The sequence below is a fragment of the Ellagibacter sp. genome, from assembly GCF_048412355.1.
In the GTDB taxonomy this organism is placed as follows: Bacteria; Actinomycetota; Coriobacteriia; order Coriobacteriales; family Eggerthellaceae; genus Ellagibacter.
The window spans coordinates 1-23,178 of sequence record NZ_DBFSAP010000049.1; the positions used below are offsets into that span (position 1 = coordinate 1).

Genomic DNA, 23,178 nt, shown 5'->3' on the forward strand with positions numbered 1-23,178 from the left:
GGGCCCCGCACGCGTTCCTATCCGTTTTCCTCGGTATCCGGTTTTCAAGGTTCCCGGGGCGTCTAGCGCCCCGCCCCGCCGCTTCCTTCCGTCCGCGGCGCAAGGAGATATATTACGCGACCTCTCGCCTGCCGTCAAGAACTTTTTTCAAAAAGTTTTGAGCGGTTTTGAAGTGCCACCGTTTCTGCTCTCAATCAAGCTGAGTGAAAGAAGAAACCCACGCTCTCCTCAAACGCGGGTTTCTTATTATAACTATTTGGTTTTACCGCCGCAAGACCTTTTTTACACAAGCTTGATGAACTTGCGCTTGCCAACCTGAAGGACGCAATCCTTCAGCTTCTCGGGCTCGACGTTGTATGCCTTAGGAGCGACCGCATCGCCATTGAGCTTTACACCACCGCCGTCGATGAGGCGGCGCGCTTCCCCAACGCTTTGCGCAAGGCCGACGTCGTGAATGATCTTCGCGAGATAGACGAGCCCCTCTTCGTTGGGAGTGAGGTCGGGCGTGTACTCGGCGATGTCGTCGGGGACATCATGCTTCTTGAACACGAGATCGAACTGCTCCTCGGCTGCGTTCGCCTGCTCCTCGTCGTAGTAAGCGGCAACGATGTTGCGGGCGAGGGCGCGCTTTACCTTATTAGGATGGAGCTCGTCGTTGGCCAAGCCGGCCTCGATTTCATCGATTGCCGAGACAGACTCGGTCGATGCAAGACGGTAGTACTTCACCATAAGCTCGTCGGGGATGGACATGACCTTGCCGAACATGTCGGACGGCTCGTCGGTGAGGCCGATGTAGTTGCCGTAGCTCTTCGACATCTTCTTCACGCCATCGGTGCCCTCGAGCAGCGGGAGCGTCAGGCACACCTGCGGCTCCATGCCGAGCTTCTCCATAAGCTCGCGGCCGGCAAGCAGGTTGAAGAGCTGATCGGTGCCGCCGAGCTCGACGTCGGCCTTGATAACGACGGAGTCATAAGCCTGCATGACCGGGTACATGAACTCATGAAGGCTGATCGGAAGGTTCGAGGTGTAGCGGTTATGAAAATCGTCTCGCTCGAGAATTCGGGCGACCGTGAACTGCGCCATGAGCTTCAAGAGCTCTTCCATGTTCAACGAGAGGATCCACTCGGAGTTGTAGCGAAGCGTCGTCTTCTCAGGGTCGAGGATCTTGAATGCCTGGTTGACGTATGTTTCCGCGTTCGCCTTGATCTGCTCGCGGGAAAGCTGCGGACGGGTCGAGTTGCGCCCGGAAGGGTCGCCGATGAGCGCCGTACCGTCTCCGATGATGAGTGTGACCTCGTGGCCAAGGTCCTGGAACTGGCGGAGCTTGCGCAGCGGGACGGCGTGGCCGATATGGATGTCGGGAGCCGTCGGATCGACACCGAGCTTGATGTTGAGGGGTTTGCCGCGCTTGAGCTTCTCGAGTAGAGCGCTTTCCGGCACGATCTGCGCCGTGCCAGAGGAGATGATGTGAAGCTGTTCTTCAGGTGTGAGCATCGAAATGTCCTTCATACAACGGATTTGCACAAGCGATTCTAACACATAGGCAGCATGAGCCCCGAATCTATCGAGGGGGCTGCGCAATTAGCGAATGAACGCTCTCGGCTGCCAGGCACCTTTCCCGAAAGGGGGCTTCTCGCCCAAACTCTTCGCTGAAGCGAGTGGCGTTTCGCTACAATGCCGCAGTGGAATCTAATCGTCACGGTCGAGGGCTATTCTTACCCATCGCCCGACAGGAGAACAACCAGTGCTGAAGTTACATGTGCTCGCAAGCGGAAGCAAAGGCAACGCCGCCATCGTCGAAAACGCCGCGACAGGCGCGGGGGTGCTCATCGATTGCGGAATTTGCAAGCGCGATTTCCTCGAGCGATGCGACGAGGCGGGCTTCGACCCCGCTCGAATCGACGCCGTACTCATCACCCACGAGCACGGGGACCACACCAAGGGGCTAGGCGTGGTGTTGCGCGGCCTTGCGAAATTAGGCTGCGCACCAACGGTTTACGTAAACCAGGCCTGCGTCGACGCGAGTTCCGTGCTGCAGAAGGTCGCAGGCGATTGCGCAATCTTGCCACTCGCCCCGGGGCAGCGCGCGATCGAGGCCGCCGGCTTGCGCGCCTTCCCCTTCGCAACCAGCCACGATGCTGCCGCTTCCTTCGGCTTTCGCGTCGAGGCGCCCGACGGCGACGCGCTAGGCTACATAACGGATTCGGGCATCGTGACGAACGCGGCGCACGAGGCCTTGCGTGACGTGCGCATTTTGGCGCTCGAGAGCAACCATGACGAGCGCATGCTGCAAAGCGGCGACTACCCCTACATCATCAAGCAGCGCATCGCCTCGGAATTCGGCCACCTCTCGAACCCGCAGGCAACCGAGGAGCTCGCCGCACTCATCGCCGAATCGCGCGCCGCGGGTCTTCGCACGCCCGAGGCCGTCGTTGCCATGCACATCTCGCAGAACAACAACGACTACGACCTACCGCGAGCGGCACTCGAGAAAGGACTCGCCATCGCCGAGGGCAATGCGCGCGTCCTTTGCGGCTACCAAGGACGCCTCACGAGCGTGAAATAGCGCCCGGGAAGGAGCTTCCCAACACTGCGAGGCCGCAGCGTTGCGCATGGGAAGCGCCTTCAAATGATAAGTAGCCTAGCTGAGATACGTTTCCCGACCCCCGTCCCAAAGAGACAGAGGCCCCGTCCCATGTCGCAGCGTGCTACTGAACGCCGCGGAACAGATGCCCTGTGGTAGCGCTTGTAATCTTGGCGACCGAGTTTCCGTCGGACTGCGCGATGCGCAGCGCGCGAATGGCTCGACCGACAGCCTGCGCCGCCTGCTCGCCGTTCATGAGCGTCGTGTCGACCATAAACGACGTGACGCCCGCCGCCATGAGCTCGGGAAGCGAAGCCACCAAATCCAGCTCGACGCTGTTGTAAAGGTGGCTGCGGCCGAGCGCATCGGTGATGACGGGGAAGTCGAAGTCCTTGCGGTCCTTAAGGTAATGCGGGCTGCGACGGCGGCGACACTCGGCGCAATCCTCGTTGCACGGGCCCTGACTCATGAGCAGGCAGTGCTCGGTGATCATGAGCTCTTGCGCGCCCGAGATGAAGATGCCCAGCTCAACCGGGGTATCGCGGGACAACTCGCGAATCTGGTCGAGAGAGAGCTCGGGAGAGAGCCACACGCGAACGGCACCCATGCGAGCAATCTCGTCGAGCGCAAGCCTGTTCGTGACGGGCAGATGCGGGCCGACCTCGAAGGGAACCCCGATCTCGGCGGCCATCTGCATGGCACCGAGGCTCTCCACGAACACCGGGCGCCCCGACGTTGCGTAACGCCACGGGTCGAAATCAAACTTCGCCTCTCGCGAGAGCCCGACCTCGTCGTGATCAACGACGGGCATGGCGAGAAGGCACTGCTTGGGGTAGCCCGCCTGCTCGACCGTGGCCGTGAGCTGGCCCGCGACCACCGCCTCGCCGCGCCCGTAGTTCAGCGCCGGCACGTACACCATATGCGCGCCCGTACGCTTTGCCGCCCTCGCGCACACGGGATTCGTCGTCCATGCGCCGATGCGGGCGCCGCTCGGACGGACGGCGGGAAGCTCTTCGCGATCCTCGGTACGGGGAAGGCGACGCGCATGATAGGCGGCCAAGGCTCGCTCGGTCAGATCGTCGAGTGCTTCGGCGCGGACGCGGTGCAGCTGCGAGAACCCGATGCCGACCCCCTCGTCGAGCTCGACGTCGAGCCGCGTGAGAACATAAGGAGTCGAACCGAGGCGATCGATATGAGCGCGCACGTCTTCTTCGGTGACGGCTTTCGTACGCGCAGGCTCGACCTCGGCCCCGAGTGCCGTGCCGCGAACCTCGGCAAGCTCGCTCTGCGCCGCATTGGCAAAGGAGAAAGAGACCTCAAGCGGCTCGCCGATGCGCAGGCGAACCGTGCCCTCGACCTCGACGCGCGGCTCGAGGGAATCGTCCTCGAAGGCTTCCTTCGCGCTGCGCACGCGGAACACGCGGTCGCCCGCGCGCACGCCCTTCGCGCGCGCATCGAGCTCAATCCGCGCACGGCCCTTCTTGTCGAAGGAGAGGTCGGCTACCGTTTGGGCGGCATGGCCCTTCCCCGTCCAAAACTCGAGGACATCGCCGATTGCAAGCTCGTGCTCAGCGGAGATGGTCGCTATGCCGTTACGCGCTTCGGCCACGCGGCCGATAAAGGCGCCGCGATTGTTCGGGCGCTGATAGCTCATGATGTCGTTTCCGCGCTGACCTTCAAGATACGCCGTGGTGAACCCGCGGGAGAAAGCCTCCTCAAGCGTACGGCGTTCGTCCTCCGTCGGGCGAGCAGGAGAAACAGAGCCCTCCTGCGCATACACCCGATCAAGCACGCGGCGGTACACCGACACGACGGCCGACACGTAATCGGCCGACTTCATACGGCCCTCGATCTTAAGCGACGCGACGCCGGCTCGCGCCAGATCGGAAAGCAGATCGACCGAGCAGAGGTCCTTCGGCGAGAGCAGATGTTCGCCAGGCGCCGAAAGAGGGTTTCGCTGGGCGGCATTGTGCAGTTCGTAGGGCAAGCGGCACGCCTGCGCGCACAGGCCGCGGTTGGCGGAGCGGCCCCCAATCATGGAGGACATGAGGCACTGGCCGGAATAGCAGATGCACAGCGCGCCATGACCGAACGCCTCGACTTCGACGCCCGCCTCGGCACCCACCTGCGCGAGATGGGCGATTTCCTCCACGGAAAGCTCGCGGGCGAGCGTGACGCGCTTGGCACCCATGCGGGCAGCGGCGCGGATGCCGGCGGCGTTGCACGTGTTCATCTGCGTAGAAATATGCAGGCGGATGTCGGGAAGCGCGCGGGCTATCTCGCTCGCAAGACCAATGTCTTGGATGATGAGCGCGTCGGCACCTGCGCGCCATGCCTGACGAGCGCATTCGAGCGCGCGGCCCACTTCGCCCGGCAGCACGATGATGTTCAGAGTGACGTAGATCTTCACGCCCCGCAGATGCGCGTAATCGCACGCCTCCTTGAGCGTGGCGATGGTGAAGTTATCGGCCCCGCGGCGCGCGTTGAACGACTCGAGCCCGAGATATACCGCGTCCGCACCAGCACGCACGGCGGCGTGAAGGGCGCTCATGTTGCCCGCAGGCGCCAAAAGTTCCATATTCCGCATAAGGTTGGTGTCTCCTCGTCTGAAAGACCAGATGGTCGGTTCATGGTAGTATAGACGAATCATGAGAGTAAGGAGAAAACACCGTGAAATGCGCACCCATGCTCCAGCATGGGGAGTGCTCGTTGCGGCGTTTTCGCTCGTCCTTATCGTCGGCCTCGGGGCCTTCGGCGTGGGACGCGTCGTGGACGCATGGGTCGGCGAGCTGCCCAGCGTGCACGACCCGAACGCCTTCGCCTACAGCGCCAAGACACGCATCTACGCGAACGACCGCACCACCCTTTTGGCCGAGTTCTACCTGCAAGACCAGGAACCCATCGAGAAAGACCAGGTGGGCAACTATGTGCTGGAAGGCACGGTCGCGACGGAGGACACCCGGTTCTACGAGCATGAAGGTGTAGATTACTACGGCATCGGACGCGCACTCGTGAACAACCTGAAGGGCGGCAGCCTCGAGGGCGCATCCACCATCACGCAGCAACTCGTGCGCAACACGCTCCTCTCGAACGAGGCGAACGACATCTCGTTTCGCCGTAAGGTGCGGGAAGCCGAGCTCGCCATCGAGATGGAGCAGGCGTATTCCAAAGAAGACATCCTGCTCATGTACCTGAACACAATCAACTACGGGTCGGGATGCTACGGCATCGAGGCCGCGGCGCAGCACTACTTCTCCAAGAGCGCAATCGACCTTACGCTTGCGGAGGCGGCGACGCTTGTGGGCATCCCTCAGTCGCCGACGTACAACAATCCCGAGGACTATCCCGAGAACTGCACGAAGCGTCGCAACGTCGTGCTCGACCGCATGCTCACGCACGGAACGATCACGCAGGAGGAACACGATAGTGCCGTCGAGGAGGAGCTTGTCTTAGACGTCGAAGCGCGCGCCGAAGACGGCATCTACGAGTACCCGTATTTCACGAGCTACGTGCGCCAGCAGCTCCTCGACCAGCTTTCGTTCGAGGAGGTGTTCGACGGCGGGCTTACGGTCTACACCACGATCGACCCGACGCTTCAGGGCTATGCGGAGGAAGCGGCAGCGGAAGTGTACGACGATATGGCAAGGACCGGCGATAGCGACGTGAGCCTTTCGATGACGTGCATCGACCCGAACACCGGCTACGTGCTCGCCATGATCGGCGGGAAGGATTGGTCGGACAGCCAGTTCAACCTCGCAACGAGCGCGACGGGACGCCAGGCGGGATCGTCGTTCAAGGCGTTCACGCTGGCCGCCGCCATCGAGCAGGGCATCAGCCCGAAAACGGTCATCGACTGCTCCACAGGGTTCGTGAACGCAGCATGGAGCAAGCCCGTCACCAACTATGCGGGTGCGAACTACGGGTACCTTTCCATCGAGCGGATGACCTGGGTCTCCGCTAATACCGGCTTCGCCCGCCTTGTCACCGACCCCGACGGCGTGACGCCGCAGAGCCTGCTCGACATGGCGGCGCGCCTCGGCGTTTCCGGCGACACGAAGTACGGCTACGGAGCCTACCCCGCGCTCACGCTCGGTGCCGCGCAGACGAACACGCTGCGCATGGCGAGCGCCTACGGAGCATTTGCGACCGGGGGCATCCGCCACCCCGACACCTGCATCACCCAGGTGATCGCGCAAGACGGCACGACGCTTATCGACAACACGGAGGTTCCGGGCGAGCAGGTGCTCTCCCCCGAAGTTGCAGGTGAGGTGACCCGCGTGCTGCAAGGCGTGGTCACCCAGGGAACCGGGCGCGGGTCGGCGCTGCCGTCGGGCCAGGTCAGCGCAGGCAAAACGGGCACGTCCCAGGAGCATCGCGACCTGTGGTTCTGCGGCTACACTCCGCAGCTTTCCTGCGCGGTTTGGACGGGCGCCGCGCAAGAACGGGAGATGTGGGAAGCGCCCTGGTGCAAGGACGCCTGGAGAATCTTCATGTCGCTTGCCCTTGACGGTCGCGAGAGGGTAGACTTCCCCGCTGCCGCCGAACCGAAATACGACAGCGACTTCAACAAGAAGCAGTCGATATACAGCGAAGACGCCGCGAAGGACACCATCGCGCAGCTTTCGGGCGCAAGCTTGGCCGAAGTGCAGGCAGCGCTGGGGAGCAACCTCACCATCGTGGAAACCTATAGCTCCACTGTGGCTGCAGGGTCGATAGTGAAGATCGAGTTCGCGAACGGTACCTACACCGCCTATGTGTCGATTGGCCCCGACCCGAACGCGGGCGGCGATAGCGGCGGCGGCGCAGACTCGGGCGAGGAGCCACCTGGCGGAGGCGAAGGCCCCGTGGGTCCGCCCGATGACGGCGGGCAACCGGGCGGCGAAGGCGGCGAGCCTTCTCCGTAGGAGCCTGGGAATCCGTACGGCAGCCGAAAGGTGCGACATGGCTCGATGCAGGCCGTCGCAGCAGACGTCCGCCCATGCCTCGACTGGCGGCACCCTACCAGCATAAGAGAGAAACGCGAAGGCGGCGGCCCGCATGATGCAGGTCGCCGCCTTCGCGTTGCGACCAATTCATTTTAAGAATCTGCCGAGCACTCCCAGAGCGAGCAGTCTCGCACACCTTGGCACTCGGGGGAGAGCCGAAGCGCTAGTCCTTGCCCGCCGCTGCCTCGTCGGCCGCCTTCAACTTATCGATACCCGCATTATAGGCATCCTGGATTGCCTGCAAACGCGAATCGTAAGTGGACCAATCGAAGGGCTCGGACGCGGTCGCGCCATCAATCTCCGTGTAAAGCTGGATATAGGAGTTGAGCGCGTCCTTCAGGCTGTTCGCGCCGTCAACATAGCCGGCCGCAACGTCCTTCAAAGGCTCGGGCGCCTCAAGGGAAGACAAGTCGTCAAGCACCTTGAATGCGTTGTCCGCCTGGGTGCGCATGGTAACCACGTCACCGCGCGAAACGGCATCGACGAAATCAGAGAGACGGGAATCAAGGTCGTCCATCTTCTGGTTGACCTGCGTCATGTACTCGCGATTTTCCGATTGCTGGTCGTTTGCCTGATTGGCCGTCTGCTGCATGCAGCCGGAAAGCGCCACAGCGAGCATTGCGCTCACGCAAACGGCGGCAAGCGCGCGGATGAATGAAGATCGGGTCATGTGTTCTCCCATCGATGCGCGACGGGGGAACCCGCCGCGCGATTGTTCGAATCGTGCAAAACTCTACTCTATCGGAACTGGCTCAGTGGTTCCACCGGAACCCCCGCCGGATCCACCTCCGGAATCGCCGCCGGTCGTGCCACCTCCGGAATCGCCGCCACCTGTGCCGCCAGTCGTGCCTCCGCCGGAATCTCCGCCGGTGCCCCCAGTGCCACCGGTCGTGCCGTTACCGCCGTCACCTGTGGTGCCTTGATGGTTCCCCGTGCCGGTCCCGTTTCCGTTCGTTGAATCCCCGTCGGTCTTCTTATCCTTATCCTTGTCCTCATCGTCTTCTGAGCTGTAGTAGCCGCCGATGTGGTACGTGGTGTCCTCAAAGTTGGTCTTGTACTGGGGATCGCCCGCCTTCGGGAAATCCTCGGTCGGCTTGCCCTTGAGAACAACGTTCATGAAGTCGGGGAACGTGCTCGCCGCCGACATGCCGCTCGGCACGCGCTGGGCGTGACTGTAGTCGCTGCGATCGCCGAACCAGATGGCCACGGAAAGCTGCGGGGTGATTCCGCAGAACCAGCTGTCCATGTAGTTTTCGGACGTTCCCGTCTTACCCGCCGAGACCTGCCCGTTCGAAAGCGCCGCAGCCTGGCCGGTTCCCTTCGTGATAACGCCCTTCATGACCTCGGTGGCCGCGTGGGCGACCTCGGCGGAGATGGCACGTGTGCCCTTCGGTGCCGAGTTGTCCACCACGATGGAGCCGTTGCGGTCGACGATGCGTTCGACGCACTCGGGATCGTAGTGCGTGCCTCCGTTCGCGATGGTCGCGTACGCGTTCGCCATCTCAAGCGGCGTCACCGATTCGGAACCGAGCGTGAGCGACCCTGTCGCGGTGAGCGGCGAAGTAATTCCCATGCGCTTGGCGACATCGACGACCTTGTCCGGGCCGATCGAGAGGATGAGGCGAGCGAACGCCGTGTTCGACGAGACCGCGAAGGCGTCTGAGATGCTCTTCGTCCCGTAGTTGGTGTGGTTGATGTTGGCAACTTCCCATCCAGGGAGCTTCGCAGTTGCCGAGGCATCGATCATCGTGCTGGGATCGATACCCTGCTCGATAGCTGCCACCAGGGTGAACGTCTTGAACGAGGAGCCGGCCTGCCTGCCTGATCCGCCCGTGCCAGTGGCCATGTTGACCTGCGAGGCGTCGTAGTCCTTGCCTCCGACGAGCGCCTTGATGTAGCCGTTGTCGGGGTCGATCGCCACCATGGCGACCTCGTAGTTGTCGCCAGCCGCCTGCTCCTTCTTGCGCGCAGCCGCCTCGGCGGCCTCCTGCATGGAGACGTCAAGCGTGGTGTAGACCTTCAGCCCGCCCTTGAAAAGCTCGTCTTTGGAGTACGCGTACTTGCCGTTGGCGTTGGTCAGCTGGTCGCGCACGTAGCTCGTGAAGTACGGATACGCCTCGATTCCCGTGGTCGACGGCTCGGTCGGATTGAGCACGAGGGGCTCGGCCTGAGCGGCGTCGTGCTCTTCCTGAGTGATGACGCCGTTCGAGAGCATGCGGTCGAGCACCACGTTGCGGCGCTTCGTGCAGTTCTCGGGGTAATTGATTGGGTTATTGTACGTTGGCGACTGGGGAATGCCCACAAGCGTCGCCGCCTCCGCGATGGTGAGCTCGCTTGCGTGCTTCGAGAAGTAGCGCTCCGATGCGGCCTCGATGCCATAGGCGCCCGAACCGTAGTTGATCGTGTTCAAGTACATGAGCAGGATGTTGTCCTTGGAGTACTGCTCCTCAAGCTTGATCGAGATATATGCCTCGCGAACCTTACGCTTGATCGAGATGTCGTCCATCTCCGAAGAGAGAATCGTGTTGCGCACGAACTGCTGCGTGATGGTAGATGCGCCTTCCAGGTCGCCACCCATGAGGTTGTTCACCAAGGCGCGGCCGATGCCCCACGGGTCGATCGCACCATGGGAGTAGAAGCGCTCGTCCTCCGTAGCAACCGTGCCCTTGAGCACGTAGTCGCTGATCTCGCTGATTTCGACCGGGTCGCGGTTCTCCAGCTGGAATTCCGCAAGCACCGTCTGGCCGTCGCTCGCGTACACGACCGTCGGCTGCGCGGTGTTGTACGCGTCGGCGCTCTCGTAATCAGGGAGATCGGTCAGCCAAGACGAGCCGACAGACCAGACGCCCCAGCAAAGCGAGACGACGAACACGAAGATAACCGACACGACGGCGATCACCGCCGTCGACGGATGCTTCTTCTTGATGTTGGCCCTGCTTTTAATCGCACGTGACGCCACGGGCACCTCCTCGTTAGTCCAAAGTATTGTAGCATCGGCTCGCTTTCCCTTCGAAAGCTCCCCCGTTTTGTCAGCAAATGGGCACAAGAGGCGTCGTTTGGCCCATGACCTGCGCCTCCCCGTAATACAGAAAGGCAGGGGCCGATTTCTCGAACCCCTGCCTTCGTGATAACGTCGCCGATTAGAGCGACGAAGCCCCATCAGGATGCTACGCGAGCGATGCCGCGTCGGCCTCGTCGGCGGCGAGCGCCTCTTTCGCCTGGTCGAGCTGCTCTTTCACCGCGGAATTGCCCGTACCGCCGAACGTGGTGCGCGCGGCGACGATGCTCGCAAGGTCGAGGCACTTCGTGATGTCCTCCTCGAACAGGTCGCTTTCCGCTTTGAAGTCCTCGAGCGAGAGGTCTTCCAAGCCGCAGCCTCGCTTGTCGCACAAAAGCACGAGATGGCCCACGATCTCATGCGCACGACGGAACGGAAGGCCTTTCTTCGCCAGGTAGTCGGCCACGTCCGTCGCGGCGAGATAGCCCTTTTTCGCCTGCTCAAGCATGGCGTCGGAGTGAATCTCCATGGTGTCAATCATGCCCGTGGCGCACCGATAGCAATCCTCGAGCGTCTTCGCAGCGTCGATGGCACCTTCCTTGTCCTCCTGAAGGTCCTTGTTGTACGCAAGGGGAAGTGACTTCATCGTGACGAGCAGCGCAACCAAGTCGCCGATCACGCGCCCAGACTTGCCGCGGATGAGCTCGGCGAAGTCGGGGTTTTTCTTCTGCGGCATGATCGAGGAGCCCGTCGAGAACGAGTCGGACAGGGTGACGAAGCCGAACTCCGCCGTCGACCAGAGGATGATCTCCTCGCACAAGCGCGACAGGTGCATGCACGACACGCTGCAGGCATACAGAAGGTCGAGCAGGAAATCGCGGTCGGAGACGGCATCGAGTGAGTTGGGAATCACGCGCGAGAAGCCGAGCGCCTCTGCCGTCATGAAGCGGTCAAGCGGATAGGTGGTGCCAGCGAGGGCCGCGGACCCGAGCGGGTTCGCGTCCGCGGCGTCGTATGCTGCGCGCAGGCGGTCGAAGTCGCGGTCGAGCATCCACACGTACGCGAGCATATGATGGGAGAAGAGCACCGGCTGGGCATGCTGCATGTGCGTATAGCCAGGCAAGATGACGTCGAAGTGCTTCTCTGCCTGCGACACAAGCGCCTCGCGCAGCTCAACGTTCGCGGCCATAAGATCGCGCGCCCGCTTCTTGGCGAACAGGCGCGTATCGGTGCAGACTTGGTCGTTGCGGCTGCGACCCGTGTGAAGGCGCGCGCCCGCATCGCCAATTTCCGAGGTGAGCACGCTCTCGATGGACATGTGGATATCCTCGTTGTTGATGTCGAACGGGAAGTTTCCCGCCTCGATCTCGCCCTTGATACGCTCAAGGCCCGCGTCAATCTTGTCGGCATCCTCCTGCGAGATGACGCCTTGGTGCGCGAGCATCGCTGCGTGGGCGCGCGAGCCTGCGATATCCTGCGCATAGAGCTGCTTGTCGACGGGAAGAGATGCGCCGAAGCGCTGCGTGAACTCGCTCACGCCCTCTTCGAATCTGCCTGACCAGAGTGCCATGGTGTGTGCCCTTCTTTTCAGAGTTGCCTAAATACTGTTTGGGAATTCGCTCTCTCGTAAATACTGTTTGGGAATTCGCTCTCTCGTTGTCCGACTTGGAGGAGGCCGTCCGGGTTTGGCGCCCGACAACCTTCAGTCGCTCAGACAGTCCTCGCTTCGCTGCGGAACTCGCTTTGTGAAGGCTGCCGGACGCCAAACCCTACGTTTCGGGATTTGAGCACGCCCGCACCGCCTCGACTTGCGTTAATCATTACGAGAAGGGCGCCCTTTTGTGAGCGCCCTTGGGTCGTTCGCTTCTGAAGACAACGCTCGCTTCGACCTTGTTCAACCTGTGGGATTCGGAAAGTCGCAGGTCGAGCAAGAGTCAGCGAGCGGCGTTCTGGCGAGTGCAGATGGCGCGAAAGGCTGAAGAAGCGTACTAAGGTACGCGACAAAACCCTGGAGCGCCAGCTGTGCCGCCGGAGCGCCGCGCAGCGTCGGCTCGTTTCGCTGGTCGGCAGACCAGCGAAACCCCTTTACTGGCGATGCTTCTCAGCCCAAACCTTTCCGAAGAGGCTGTAGATGTTGATGAAGCCCTTCGCGGATTTGTGGTCGAAGGTGTCGCCCTCGTCGTAGGTGGCGAGCGCCTTGGTGTAGAGGGAGTAGTCGCTCTTGGAGCCCGTGACCGTGCAGGTGCCCTTGTAGAAGGACAGGCGCACCGTACCCGTGACATTGACCTGCGTCGTTGCGAGGAACGCATCCAGACCAGCCTTCAGCGGGGCATACCACTTGCCGTTGTAGACCTGGTCGGCCCACTCATGTTCCACATGGAGCTTGTAGTGGAGCGCATCGCGCTCGAGGCAGATGTCCTCAAGCGCCTTGTGCGCCTTGATGATGGCAAGCGCGCCCGGAGCCTCGTAGCACTCGCGGCTCTTCACGCCGACGAGGCGGTTCTCCACCATATCGAGGCGGCCGAAGCCGTTCGCGCCGGAGATCTTGTTCATCTCGAGGATGACATCGAGGTAGCTCATCTCCTTGCCGTCGAGCGCGCAGGGGATGCCGTCCTTGAACGAGATCTCCACGACGGTCGGGATGTCGGGAGCCTTCTCGGGGTCGGTGGTCATCGTGTAGATGTCCGCCGGCGGCTCGTTCCAGGGGTCTTCCAGAACACCGCACTCGATGGCGCGGCCCCACAGGTTGTCGTCGATCGAATAGGGCGACTTCTTGGTGGTGGGAACTTCCACCCCGTGCGCCGCCGCCCAGTCCATCTCCTGCGGACGGGTCTTCAGATCCCACTCGCGAACAGGGGCGATGATTTCCAGCGACGGATCGAGCATCATGATGGATGCCTCGAAGCGCACCTGGTCGTTGCCCTTGCCGGTGCAGCCGTGCGCCACGTACTTCGCGCCGAACTCGTGCGCGATCTCGACAAGATGCTTCGCGATCAGCGGGCGCGAGAGAGCGGACACGAGCGGGTACTTGTTCTCGTAGAGCGCGTTCGCGGCAAGCGCGGGGGTAAGGTATTCCTTGGCGAATTCCTCGCGCATGTCGACCACACGGCACTCGATGGCGCCGGTGCGCAGGGCCTTGTCGTGAATCTTCTCGAGACCGTCGTGCTCCTGTCCAACGTCGCCAACGACGGCGATGACGTCGAGCCCACGCTCCTCCTGCATCCACTTGATGCACACCGACGTATCAAGGCCACCGGAGTAGGCCAAGACAACCCTGTCCCTCTGTTCGCTCATTTTTGTATCCTTTCCCAGCTCAAAACTGTTTTACCCACGGTAAACCAAATGCACCCTGAGCATTTGGCGAACTATAAAATCCCACCAAGTTTCTCGATTAACGCATCGACGTCGGCCTTGCTGCACACGAGCGGCGGCAAGAAGCGCAGCGTGTGTGCGCCCGTCGCGTTGAGCAGAAGGCCTGCGGAAAGCCCATCATACACGACGTCGGGAGCACCCTTGCCGTCCTCCGCGAGGTCGGCCGCCAGCATGAGGCCCATGCCGCGCACCTCGGTGACCTGGGGTAGCGCGGAAAGCTGCTCACGCAGGTACGCGCCCACCTCAATCGCGTTCGCGGCGAGGTCCTCCTTCTGGATTTCGCACAGCGTCGCCTCTGCCGCGGCCACTGCAAGGTTAGACCCGCCGAAAGTGGAGCCGTGGTCGCCCGGCTTGAAGGCCGCCGCCACTTCCCCGCGCGCGGCGCACATGCCGCAGGGGAAGCCCGACGCCACGCCCTTCGCGATGGAGACGATATCGGGCACGACATCGTAGTTCTGGAAGCCGAAGGGCTTGCCGGTGCGGTAGATGCCGCACTGCACCTCGTCGCAAATCATGAGCGCGTGGCGCTCGGCCGTGAGGCGGCGCACCGCCTCCATGAACTCGGGGCTGCAGGGATGCACGCCGGATTCGCCCTGGATGGGCTCGAGCATGACGGCGCAGATGGAGTCGCCTTGCGTCTCGAACAGCGCCTCGAGCGCCGCGATGTCGTTTTGCGGCGTGGGTGTGAACCCATCGGGCAGCGGCTGGAAGAGTTCCTGCTTGGCCGGCTGCGCGGTCGCGGCGAGCGTGGCGAGCGTGCGGCCGTGGAAGCTCTTCTTCACCGTGACGATCACGCGCGGGGCTGATTCCCCGTCGCCGCCTTCCGCCTCGATGCGGCGGCGCGCATAGGCGCGGGCGAGCTTGATGGCGCACTCGTTCGCCTCGGCGCCCGAGTTCGCGAAGAACGTCTGCCAAGGCGCCTGGTCAGCGGCGGGCACTTCTTCGTTCAGCGCATCGGAGAGCAACTTGCCCACCTGCCCGCGATGCTCGATGTAGTAGTAGTTGCTCACGTGGATGAGCGTGGATGCCTGCTCGGTGATCGCGCGCACGACGGCGGGATGGCAATGCCCCAGGCTCACCGCACCGATTCCCGCGATGAAGTCGAGGTATTCCTTGCCGGCATCATCGCGAACGACCATGCCCTCGCCTTCCACCAGCTCGACCGGCTTGCGGCCGAACGTGTGCATGACGTAGGTTTCCTCCAGCTGCTGCTGTTCAGCAAGACTCATTGTTTCTCCTTCTCACAAAGGCGGTGAGGTAACCGCCCACGTTACACCAGTTTGCTTGCGAAGCTGCCCTCGCGCGTGGAGTCGAACGCCGCGTCCCCGTCGGGCGGGACGATCATGGTGCCGACGCCCTTGTCGGTGAGCATCTCGAGCAGAAGCGCATGCGGCGTGGTGCCGTTTAAGATATGCGCGCGGTGCACGCCCGCGTCAAGCGCGCGGATGCAGGATCGCAGCTTCGGGATCATACCCGTCGAGACCTGCTTCTTGTCCACCATCTCGCTAACTTCGGCAAGCGAGATGCGCGAGATGAGCGACGATTTGTCGTCGAAATCGCGGTAGAGGCCGTCGACGTCAGTCAAGAAGAACACCTTGTGCGCGCCGATGGCCGCCGCCACATGGCCCGCCACCACGTCAGCGTTCACGTTGAAGAAGCCGCTGCCCGGCTCTTCCCCGATGCCGACCGACGCGAGAACGGGAATGTAGTTCGCCGACACGAGGTCTTCGAGAAGCTGCGAATTGATGCGAACGACGCGCCCGACGCGCCCGAGCTGCTCGCTCGCCTGCTCGGCGATGATCGTGGCCCCGTCGGCGCCCGACAGGCCCACCGCGACCCGGCCGTGCTCGTTCATCGCCTCGACGAGCTCCTGGTTCACCTGGCCGGCAAGCACCGAGCGCACCACTTTCATGGCCTCGTCGGTGGTCACGCGCTGGCCGTCGATGAACTTCACGGGCATGTCGAAGCGCTTCATGGCCTCGGAGATGGCGAGCCCGCCGCCGTGCACGATCACCGGGTTCACGCCGATGATCTTCAGGAGCACGATGTCGGCCATGACCTCGGCGCGCAGCTGCTCGTCGACCATGGCAGATCCGCCGTACTTGATGACGATGGTCTTGCCGGTGATGTTCTTGATCCACGGCATCGCCTCGGCGAGCACTTCGCCTGTGATGGTGTCGACCCCGTTCGGTCTGCTGTCCTTATCGTAGTTCATGGCAATTAGGTCCTGTAATCTCCGTTGATGGTTACGTAATCATGCGAGAAGTCGCATGTCCACATGGTGGTTTCGCACGTGCCGGCGCCGAGGTTCACATCGATCGCGATCTCCGGCGCCTCGAAACGTCGCAGCGCCTCGTCCTCGTCGAAGGCGACAGTGAGCCCGCCTCGGCAGACGGGCATACCCATGATGTCGATGGACACGTCCTCCTGGCGAAACGCAGCACCCGAGCGCCCCGCAGCTGCGGCGATGCGGCCCCAGTTCGCGTCGTGGCCGTAGATGGCCGTCTTCACGAGCGGCGAGTTCGCGATGGTGCGCGCAGCCGCGTCGGCGTCGGCGTCGGTGGCAGCGCCCGCGACATGCACGGTCACAAGCCTCGTGGCGCCCTCGCCGTCGGCGGCCATCATGCGCGCGAGGTTCGTGCAGACTTCCTTATAGGCGGCGGCGAGGGCATCGTAGGCGGGAGTCCCCGGCTCGATGGGAGCCGCACCCAGAGCCGCAGCCCCGCTCGCGAGCGTGACGCAGGTGTCGTTGGTCGAGGTGTCCGAGTCGACGGTAATCTTGTTGAAGCTCACGCCCACGGCGTCGCGTAGGATCTGTGAGAGATGCGCCGCGGCGATGGGGGCGTCGGTCGTAACGATGGCGATCATGGTGGCCATGTTCGGCATGATCATGCCCGAGCCCTTCGACATGCCGCCGACAGTGAAGGTGACGCCGTCGAAACCCAGGCCATCGCCTGAAAAGCTGACCGCATACTCCTTAGGGTGAGTGTCGGTGGTCATGATCGCGCGCGCAGCGGAGGCCCCGCCTTCGCGACTTGCCTCGGCGAGCGCCTGAGGGACGCCCGTCTTGAAGGGATCGAGGGGAAGATGCTGCCCGATGACTCCGGTCGACGCGACGAGCACCTCCTCTTCGGTGCAACCCACAGCGTCGGCGGTGATGCGCGCCATCTCGCGGGCGTGCTCGAGCCCGGGGGCGCCTGTCGCGGCATTCGCGATGCCGGAGTTCACCACCACAGCACGCGCGGTGCCGTAGCTCGGGACGCCCGCACCGCCGTCGGAGAGGTGCTCCCTCGAGATGGTGACGGGCGCCGAGCAGAAGATGTTCTTCGTGAACGTGCCCGCCGCCGCGCAAGGCTCGTCCGCGACGACGAGCGCGAGGTCGCGGCGCTCGGGCTCCTTACGGAAACCCGCATGGATGCCGGCGGCCTTGAAGCCGAGAGCGCTCGTGACGCCCCCGCCCTCGATCTGGGTGAATGCTGTCATGTCGGTTCCTTCCATCGGGTTTTACACCCCCACGGCAAGCGAGGTGAGGCCTTCGGTCTGATCGAGGCCGAAAATGATGTTCGCGCACTGGACGGCCTGGCCAGCAGCGCCCTTCCCCAAGTTGTCGATCGCACCGATCGCGATGATCGTGCGCGCCTCAGCGTGATAGGCGACGCCCACCTGCGCGCGCGCCGTTCCGGCGACCGATGCGGTCTCGGGAAGCGAGCCTGCGGGAAGCGCCTCGACGAGTGGGGATTGCGCGTAGAAGCGCTGCTGGATGGCGGCGAGCTCTTCGGGATCGGGAGCGGCGACGCCCTTTGCGAGCGGCAGCTTCACCGTGGAGAGCAGACCGCGGTTCATGGGAACGAGATGCGGCGTGAACACGAGCTTGCCAGGGGCGAGCCCTAAGATTTGCGAGATTTCCGGCGTGTGACGGTGCGTTCCCACCCCGTAGGCTTCGACGCTTTCGTTCGCGAAGCAGAAGTGCGTGCGCTCGGTGGCCTTCTTGCCCGCGCCAGTGATGCCCGAGAGCGCGTCGACAATGACAGTGGCGCCCTCTTCGACGAGCCCAGCGCGCAAAAACGGCGCAGCAGCAAGCGAGGTTGCCGTAGGATAGCAGCCTGCGCAGGCCACGAGCACGGCTTCCCCTGCCGCTCGGCGCGCCGCGGCGGAGGCGAGCTCGTCGCCTGTGAGCTCGGGCAGGCCGAAGGCGGCCTTCGCGAGAAGGTCGGTGGAAGTGTGCGCCACCTTGTACCACTTCTCGTAGATTGCGGGGTCTTTCAAACGGTAGTCGGCGGACAGGTCGATGACCGTGGTGCCCGCGGCGATGAGATCGGGCGTCATCGCGAGGGACGCCGTGTGCGGAACGGCGAGAAAGGCCACGTCGAGGTCGGCAAGTGCGTTCTTATCGTGCTTGGAGAAGACGAGGTCGCTCGCACCCGCGAACGCGGGGTACACCTCGGCGAGCGCGCGCCCGGCGAGCGCATCGGAGGTGATCGCACACAGCTCGAAGCTCGGGTGCCCCAACAAAAGGCGCGTGAGTTCCGCACCTGCGAAGCCAGCGGCCCCAACGATACCGGCTTTAATCTTCATAATGTCGATTCCTTATCGAATTGGTTCCCGCGCCTGCGGATATGCGAACAGCGAGCCTGGCCGCCAGCGATGCCAGCTGCGGCGATGCACGCGATACGCATAGGGCGAAGCGCACGGACAATAGTAATGAAAAGGGGTTCCCGCCCAAAGAGGACGCGAAAAAGTTACAGAGAAGAAACGCGCGAAGCGGCACGGCGCGAGGCTTTGCCGTCGCGCAAAGGACGTCGTCGGGACATGACAGCAAAAGAAGCGGCGAGCGCCTTGCTATTCAGAATGCCCAAGTTCACGATTCGTCCTCGTTTTCGATACATGCCCAATTCTGTCGCCGCAACGTGCTACGATGTGCGGCGAAATTATTTTATACAAACCCGCTGGGGTTTGCACCACTTTTTTAGGCCAAGGAGCCAAACCATGAATGAACAGGCCAGTGAACAGGCATCAGACGCGCAAAATTCCCCCGCGAGCGGCATGGAGATGTACGACCGCAACGTCGACGCGATCGCAGCGTTCATCGAGAGCGGGTGCATAGCTGGCGAAGGCGCGCTCGGCATCGAACTAGAGCACATCATCGTTCGCGAGGACGGCTCACCGGTGAACTATTCAGGCGAAGACGGCATCCAGAGCGTGCTCGAGGTGCTGCGCGCCGATTATCCGCAAGCAACCTACGACGCCGAGGGCGACCTTCTAGGCGTGGCGCGCCCCGGTGAGGCGGTGACCATCGAACCCGCTGCTCAGGTGGAACTTTCCGCAGGCCCTTTCCGTGAACTGGCCAGCGCGCAGGCATGCTTCGAGCGATTCGAGGAGAAGCTTTGCGGCGTGCTTGCGCCGAAACACGGGAAGCTCGCGAAGGCGGGCTATCACCCCACGGCGCGCGCGACGAGCCTGGAGCTTATCCCCAAGCAGCGCTACGAGTACATGAATCGCTACCTCGGCGCCGTAAGTCCCTTCGGACCCTGCATGATGCGAGGAAGCGCATCGACGCAGGTGAGCATCGACTACACGAGTATCGGCGACTGCATTCGCAAGTATCGCGTCGCGAGCATGCTTACGCCGATCCTGTCGCTCATCTGCGACAACTCCCCTATCTTTGAAGGCGCGCCGCGCACTCACCGCATGGTGCGCACCGAGATTTGGCAGCACTGCGACCCCGAGCGCTGCGGCATCGTGCCGGGCGCTGTCGAAGATGGTTTCTCGCTGCGCGATTATGCGCGCTGGGTCTACGACACGCCGGCGATCCTTGTGCCCGACGGGCAGGGCGGCTGGCGCGAGGATTCCCGCCGCTTCAGCGAGATTTACGCCGCGCGCCCCATGGACCGCGCCGATATCGAGCACGCACTGTCGATGGTGTTTCCCGACGTGAGGCTGAAGACCTACCTGGAGATTCGCCCCGCCGACGCGATGCCCGTGCCCCACGTTGTCGCATACGCCGCGCTCGTGAAGGGAATTTTCTACTGCGAGGAAAGCCTGACGCGCGTGGAGGAGCTCATCGGCGGCATCACGACAAGCAACGTCGAGCGGGCGAAGAACTCGCTGCAGGAGCTGGGCTACGCGGGCGAGGTGTACGGCAGGCCGGCCGCCGAGTTTGCCGATGAGGTCATAGCCGCCGCACGAGCCGGGCTTTCCGAAAGCGAGCGAGGTTTTCTCGAGCCGCTCGAGAAACTCGTCGCCGCGCGAACGACGCTCGCCGATTTGGGGTAGTTTCGCCAGCAGTTTCGCCGCGTAAACGCACCCCGCACGTGGTGGCCTTGGCCGCGCACTTCAGATAGACTAACAGCTAACGCTTTTCAGACCGAGAGGAGATGTGCTTCATGAGCAATGAAGGCAAAAAAGTGAAAACCCACTACAAAGGCACGCTCGACGACGGCACGCAGTTCGATTCATCATACGATCGCGGCGAGCCGCTCGAGTTCACCTGCATGGCAGGCCAGATGATCCCCGGCTTTGACAAGGCCGTGCGCGACATGGAGGTTGGCGAGACCAAGACGGTTCGTCTCGAGCCCGCCGAGGCATATGGCGAGCACAATCCGGCGCTCGTGCAGAAGATGCCGCGCTCGAATGTTCCCAATGCCGATCAGCTGCCTATAGGACAGACCATCTACCTGCGCTCGGGCAGTTCGGCGCCCTTCCCCGCACGCGTCGTGGAAGTGACCGACGACTCCGTTAGTTTCGACATGAACCACGAGCTGGCAGGCCAGGCGCTCACCTTCGAGATCACCCTGGTGGAAGTCGCGGACTAGCCGCCGCACGCATCGCGAGCCCGAAAGCCCCGCATCCATCCGCTTTTGCGAAGGACGCGGGGCTTTCTCATTTTATGTAGTCCCTAACTGTAATCTTGAGCGAAACGTCGCGAGGCGCGCATTTTCGCCCATCTGCCCGCCGGCCCACCCTCACGTGAAGCGGGGCGCATCTACTTGATGCGAGATTGCAATTCGCTGATTTTAGTCTTCGCCCTGGAATAATGATAGGCGCCGATGCCGACGAAGCCGGCCGCTACAACCGCAATCGCATAGGTAACTACGCTCGCCGACACCGTCTCAGGGTCGAACATGCCGTTCGCCACCAGGACCTGGCGAATGATCAGGAACAGCACAAAGATAATGATGCCGCCAGCCGTCTGCATGAAACCGCGCGTTTTTTTCTGCTCGAGCTCGGCGATCTCCTCGCGGAGCTTGCGCTCCTTCTTGCTCATTCCCTTTGCCATTTCCCACTCCTTAAGGCATCGCGGCGGCGCAATGAGGCAAAACAGCGCGCGGCGCGAACGAACTACGAAATTAGTGCTAACCAGTATAAAGCAAGCGTCCAGAAATCAGCACTTCCCCTTGCCGCTTGCGAGAATCGTACCGCGGCCTCCAATCGATACGAAGCCTAGCAGATCGGCAGGGCGGCGGCGATGCGCAAAAGCAAACGGGCCTCCCTCTATAAGAGGAAAGCCCGTCAAGATGAAACACAAGCAAGGCGCGTCACGAAGCGCGCGCCCGCGACACGCGCCACAAACGCACGACGCACAGCCGTCTTACGAAAAGCGGTCGCTACGCCTTCACCGACTCGCTCATGCCCGCAGGCACGCCGCTTTCGCCCGCGGTGTCGTAGCCTTCGAGCTCTTCCTTGTCGAGCTTCTTCACCATAGAGGCATCGTAGCCGAGCTCCTTCAGCGAGTTCAGCGCCTTCTCGGCATGAACCTGCTCGAGCGGCTTGCGGCCGAACGTCCAGTTGTAGATGAAGAAGGTGAACAGCGCGGTAATGGCGAGGCCAGCAACCGCGAGCAGGAACGAGCCAAGGTGCACGCCGGCGCCCGCGAGGTTGCCCGCAGCGAGCTCGATGCCCACGTTGTACATGTTGTAGCCGCCGACCGTGATCATGACGGAGAAGCCCTCGCCGGAGAAGTTGGCGAGCGCGCCGGAGATTCCGAAGGGCGCGAAGATTGCGCCCAACATCCATGCCGTGATCAGGATGTGAAGCGGGGTGACCTTCTTGGTGACTTTCTTCAAGCACACGAACAGAATCTGGAAGAACGCGGCGAGCAGGCCGCCCACGAGGAACGCGTACACGAACAGCATGCCGCCCTCGGTCTTCGCGACGCCGAGGTTGTTATTGAACCCGACCGTGCCGCAGATCCAGCCGATCACGATGCAGATAGCGGCGAACAGCACATTGAACCATACGACGAACCACACGCAATTCCAGATGCACTTGCCCATTTTCTCGTTGTTCTTCGTCCAGGGGCCCACGGCTTTCATGCCGACCGCCATCGCGAAGCCGGAGAACGGGAGCAGCGCGCCGAACGTCGCCCATTCCTCGACGTACTGATAGCACGCAAGGCCGCCCAGGATGCAGCCGATCACGCCCATGCTGATGAGCGTGGCGCCGCCCATGAAGAACGCCATCGGCGTGCCCACGAGCACGGTCTGCCAGAACGTGAGGATCGCCTGGGCGATGAGCGCGAAGGTGCCGCCCACCAGGAAGCTGTAGATAACTGTCTTGTATGGTTTCATGACCATCCCCTTCAACTATTCTTTTGACTCCACATCGCGCGAATGCGCAAAAACAGACACGCTTTCCCTCAAAAGCGTAATCATGCGCATGATAGACTACCCGAAAGCGCGCAATCGACCTCAACCCGCAGGGTCGAATCGACGGGTTGACTTGGCCATGCGCCCTGCAGCGGAAGGACGAATTTGCCCTGGGAGCGCGAAGGAGGGTTGGGGGCGAATGGAGCGAAAGAACGCTCGGAGAGTCGGGGCTCGCGAAGTTGGGTGCGCAAGCGAGAAGCGGGCTGGGGCGGCGGGGACCCCTGGGAAGCGAAGCCTGCGTACACGCCCCGTGCGTCATCCGCTCATTGAGAAGCGGTTCTCTTGCAAATGGCTAAGGACCAAGGCGCCCGTGCACTTTTCGCGAATCCATCAAAGATGTTATTTCACAATCTGCGTTGGGTACAGTTCATCCGACTACTCGCTCTCCAATTAAGCAACCGCACGAATCGCAGCAACAGCAAGGTTGAAATCTTCAGCCGGCAATCGCTCGCATATGTGCGAGTTAAGTTTTTGAGGAAAAACAGCCGAGAAATCTGCTAGCGAAGGAAAAGGGCCCTTCGGTATGCTTGCGGGTGTCTAAGCCAAAGCAAGCAAGAGAAAGGCCCTTCACGATGAATCTTACCACGCGCGCCG

16 protein-coding genes are annotated in these 23,178 nt (G+C 62.4%); 4 read left to right on the plus strand and 12 right to left on the minus strand.

Going from position 1 to position 23,178, the window contains the following annotated elements:
* Positions 1 to 282: 282 nt before the first annotated feature.
* Complete coding sequence (gene tyrS / locus ACMRQN_RS07590) at positions 283 to 1,494, minus strand: tyrosine--tRNA ligase (RefSeq protein WP_418734476.1); 1,212 nt, start codon at positions 1,492 to 1,494, stop codon at positions 283 to 285.
* A 250-nt stretch (positions 1,495 to 1,744) separates the two neighbouring features.
* Between tyrS and ACMRQN_RS07595 the strand changes: the two genes are divergently transcribed.
* On the plus strand, positions 1,745 to 2,566 hold the full coding sequence (locus ACMRQN_RS07595; protein ID WP_418734477.1) for an MBL fold metallo-hydrolase: 822 nt from the start codon (positions 1,745 to 1,747) through the stop codon (positions 2,564 to 2,566).
* Positions 2,567 to 2,708: 142 nt separating this feature from the next.
* Here ACMRQN_RS07595 and ACMRQN_RS07600 read toward each other — a convergent pair whose 3' ends face one another.
* Positions 2,709 to 5,171: a DUF3656 domain-containing U32 family peptidase gene (locus ACMRQN_RS07600; protein WP_418734478.1), complete on the minus strand. Its 2,463-nt coding sequence runs from the start codon at positions 5,169 to 5,171 to the stop codon at positions 2,709 to 2,711.
* A gap of 88 nt (positions 5,172 to 5,259) precedes the next feature.
* Here ACMRQN_RS07600 and ACMRQN_RS07605 point away from each other — a divergent pair, with 88 nt between their 5' ends.
* A complete protein-coding gene (locus tag ACMRQN_RS07605; protein WP_418734479.1) occupies positions 5,260 to 7,488 on the plus strand; it encodes a transglycosylase domain-containing protein in 2,229 nt (742 codons plus the stop codon).
* Between the two features lie 244 nt (positions 7,489 to 7,732).
* Here ACMRQN_RS07605 and ACMRQN_RS07610 read toward each other — a convergent pair whose 3' ends face one another.
* The 8 genes from ACMRQN_RS07610 to argC all read right to left on the minus strand — a co-directional run bounded on the left by ACMRQN_RS07610 (position 7,733) and on the right by argC (position 18,514).
* Positions 7,733 to 8,239, minus strand: a complete 507-nt coding sequence (locus ACMRQN_RS07610; protein ID WP_296061951.1) for a hypothetical protein — start codon at positions 8,237 to 8,239, stop codon at positions 7,733 to 7,735.
* 63 nt (positions 8,240 to 8,302) lie between these two features.
* Entirely contained in the window at positions 8,303 to 10,528 is a 2,226-nt protein-coding gene (locus ACMRQN_RS07615; protein WP_418734480.1) for a transglycosylase domain-containing protein, read from the minus strand.
* Between the two features lie 208 nt (positions 10,529 to 10,736).
* Positions 10,737 to 12,137, minus strand: a complete 1,401-nt coding sequence (gene argH / locus ACMRQN_RS07620; RefSeq protein ID WP_418734481.1) for an argininosuccinate lyase — start codon at positions 12,135 to 12,137, stop codon at positions 10,737 to 10,739.
* A 515-nt stretch (positions 12,138 to 12,652) separates the two neighbouring features.
* Positions 12,653 to 13,861: an argininosuccinate synthase gene (locus tag ACMRQN_RS07625; protein WP_418734482.1), complete on the minus strand. Its 1,209-nt coding sequence runs from the start codon at positions 13,859 to 13,861 to the stop codon at positions 12,653 to 12,655.
* Between the two features lie 71 nt (positions 13,862 to 13,932).
* The gene (locus tag ACMRQN_RS07630) at positions 13,933 to 15,168 is read right to left on the minus strand and encodes an aspartate aminotransferase family protein (RefSeq protein WP_418734483.1); all 1,236 of its coding nucleotides are present in this window, start codon (positions 15,166 to 15,168) and stop codon (positions 13,933 to 13,935) included.
* 41 nt (positions 15,169 to 15,209) lie between these two features.
* Complete coding sequence (gene argB, locus ACMRQN_RS07635; RefSeq protein WP_296061937.1) at positions 15,210 to 16,154, minus strand: acetylglutamate kinase; 945 nt, start codon at positions 16,152 to 16,154, stop codon at positions 15,210 to 15,212.
* A gap of 5 nt (positions 16,155 to 16,159) precedes the next feature.
* A complete protein-coding gene (gene argJ, locus ACMRQN_RS07640; RefSeq protein ID WP_418734484.1) occupies positions 16,160 to 17,422 on the minus strand; it encodes a bifunctional glutamate N-acetyltransferase/amino-acid acetyltransferase ArgJ in 1,263 nt (420 codons plus the stop codon).
* Positions 17,423 to 17,443: 21 nt separating this feature from the next.
* A complete protein-coding gene (gene argC / locus ACMRQN_RS07645) occupies positions 17,444 to 18,514 on the minus strand; it encodes an N-acetyl-gamma-glutamyl-phosphate reductase (RefSeq protein WP_418734485.1) in 1,071 nt (356 codons plus the stop codon).
* A 411-nt stretch (positions 18,515 to 18,925) separates the two neighbouring features.
* Here argC and ACMRQN_RS07650 point away from each other — a divergent pair, with 411 nt between their 5' ends.
* The gene (locus tag ACMRQN_RS07650; RefSeq protein ID WP_418734486.1) at positions 18,926 to 20,212 is read left to right on the plus strand and encodes a glutamate-cysteine ligase family protein; all 1,287 of its coding nucleotides are present in this window, start codon (positions 18,926 to 18,928) and stop codon (positions 20,210 to 20,212) included.
* Between the two features lie 110 nt (positions 20,213 to 20,322).
* Positions 20,323 to 20,751, plus strand: a complete 429-nt coding sequence (locus tag ACMRQN_RS07655) for an FKBP-type peptidyl-prolyl cis-trans isomerase (RefSeq protein WP_158049904.1) — start codon at positions 20,323 to 20,325, stop codon at positions 20,749 to 20,751.
* 170 nt (positions 20,752 to 20,921) lie between these two features.
* Here ACMRQN_RS07655 and ACMRQN_RS07660 read toward each other — a convergent pair whose 3' ends face one another.
* Both ACMRQN_RS07660 and ACMRQN_RS07665 read right to left on the minus strand, forming a co-directional pair.
* Positions 20,922 to 21,203, minus strand: coding sequence for a hypothetical protein (locus tag ACMRQN_RS07660; protein WP_418734487.1), 282 nt, complete (start codon positions 21,201 to 21,203; stop codon positions 20,922 to 20,924).
* 340 nt (positions 21,204 to 21,543) lie between these two features.
* A complete protein-coding gene (locus tag ACMRQN_RS07665; protein WP_418734488.1) occupies positions 21,544 to 22,506 on the minus strand; it encodes a SpoVA/SpoVAEb family sporulation membrane protein in 963 nt (320 codons plus the stop codon).
* Positions 22,507 to 23,178 lie beyond the last annotated feature (672 nt).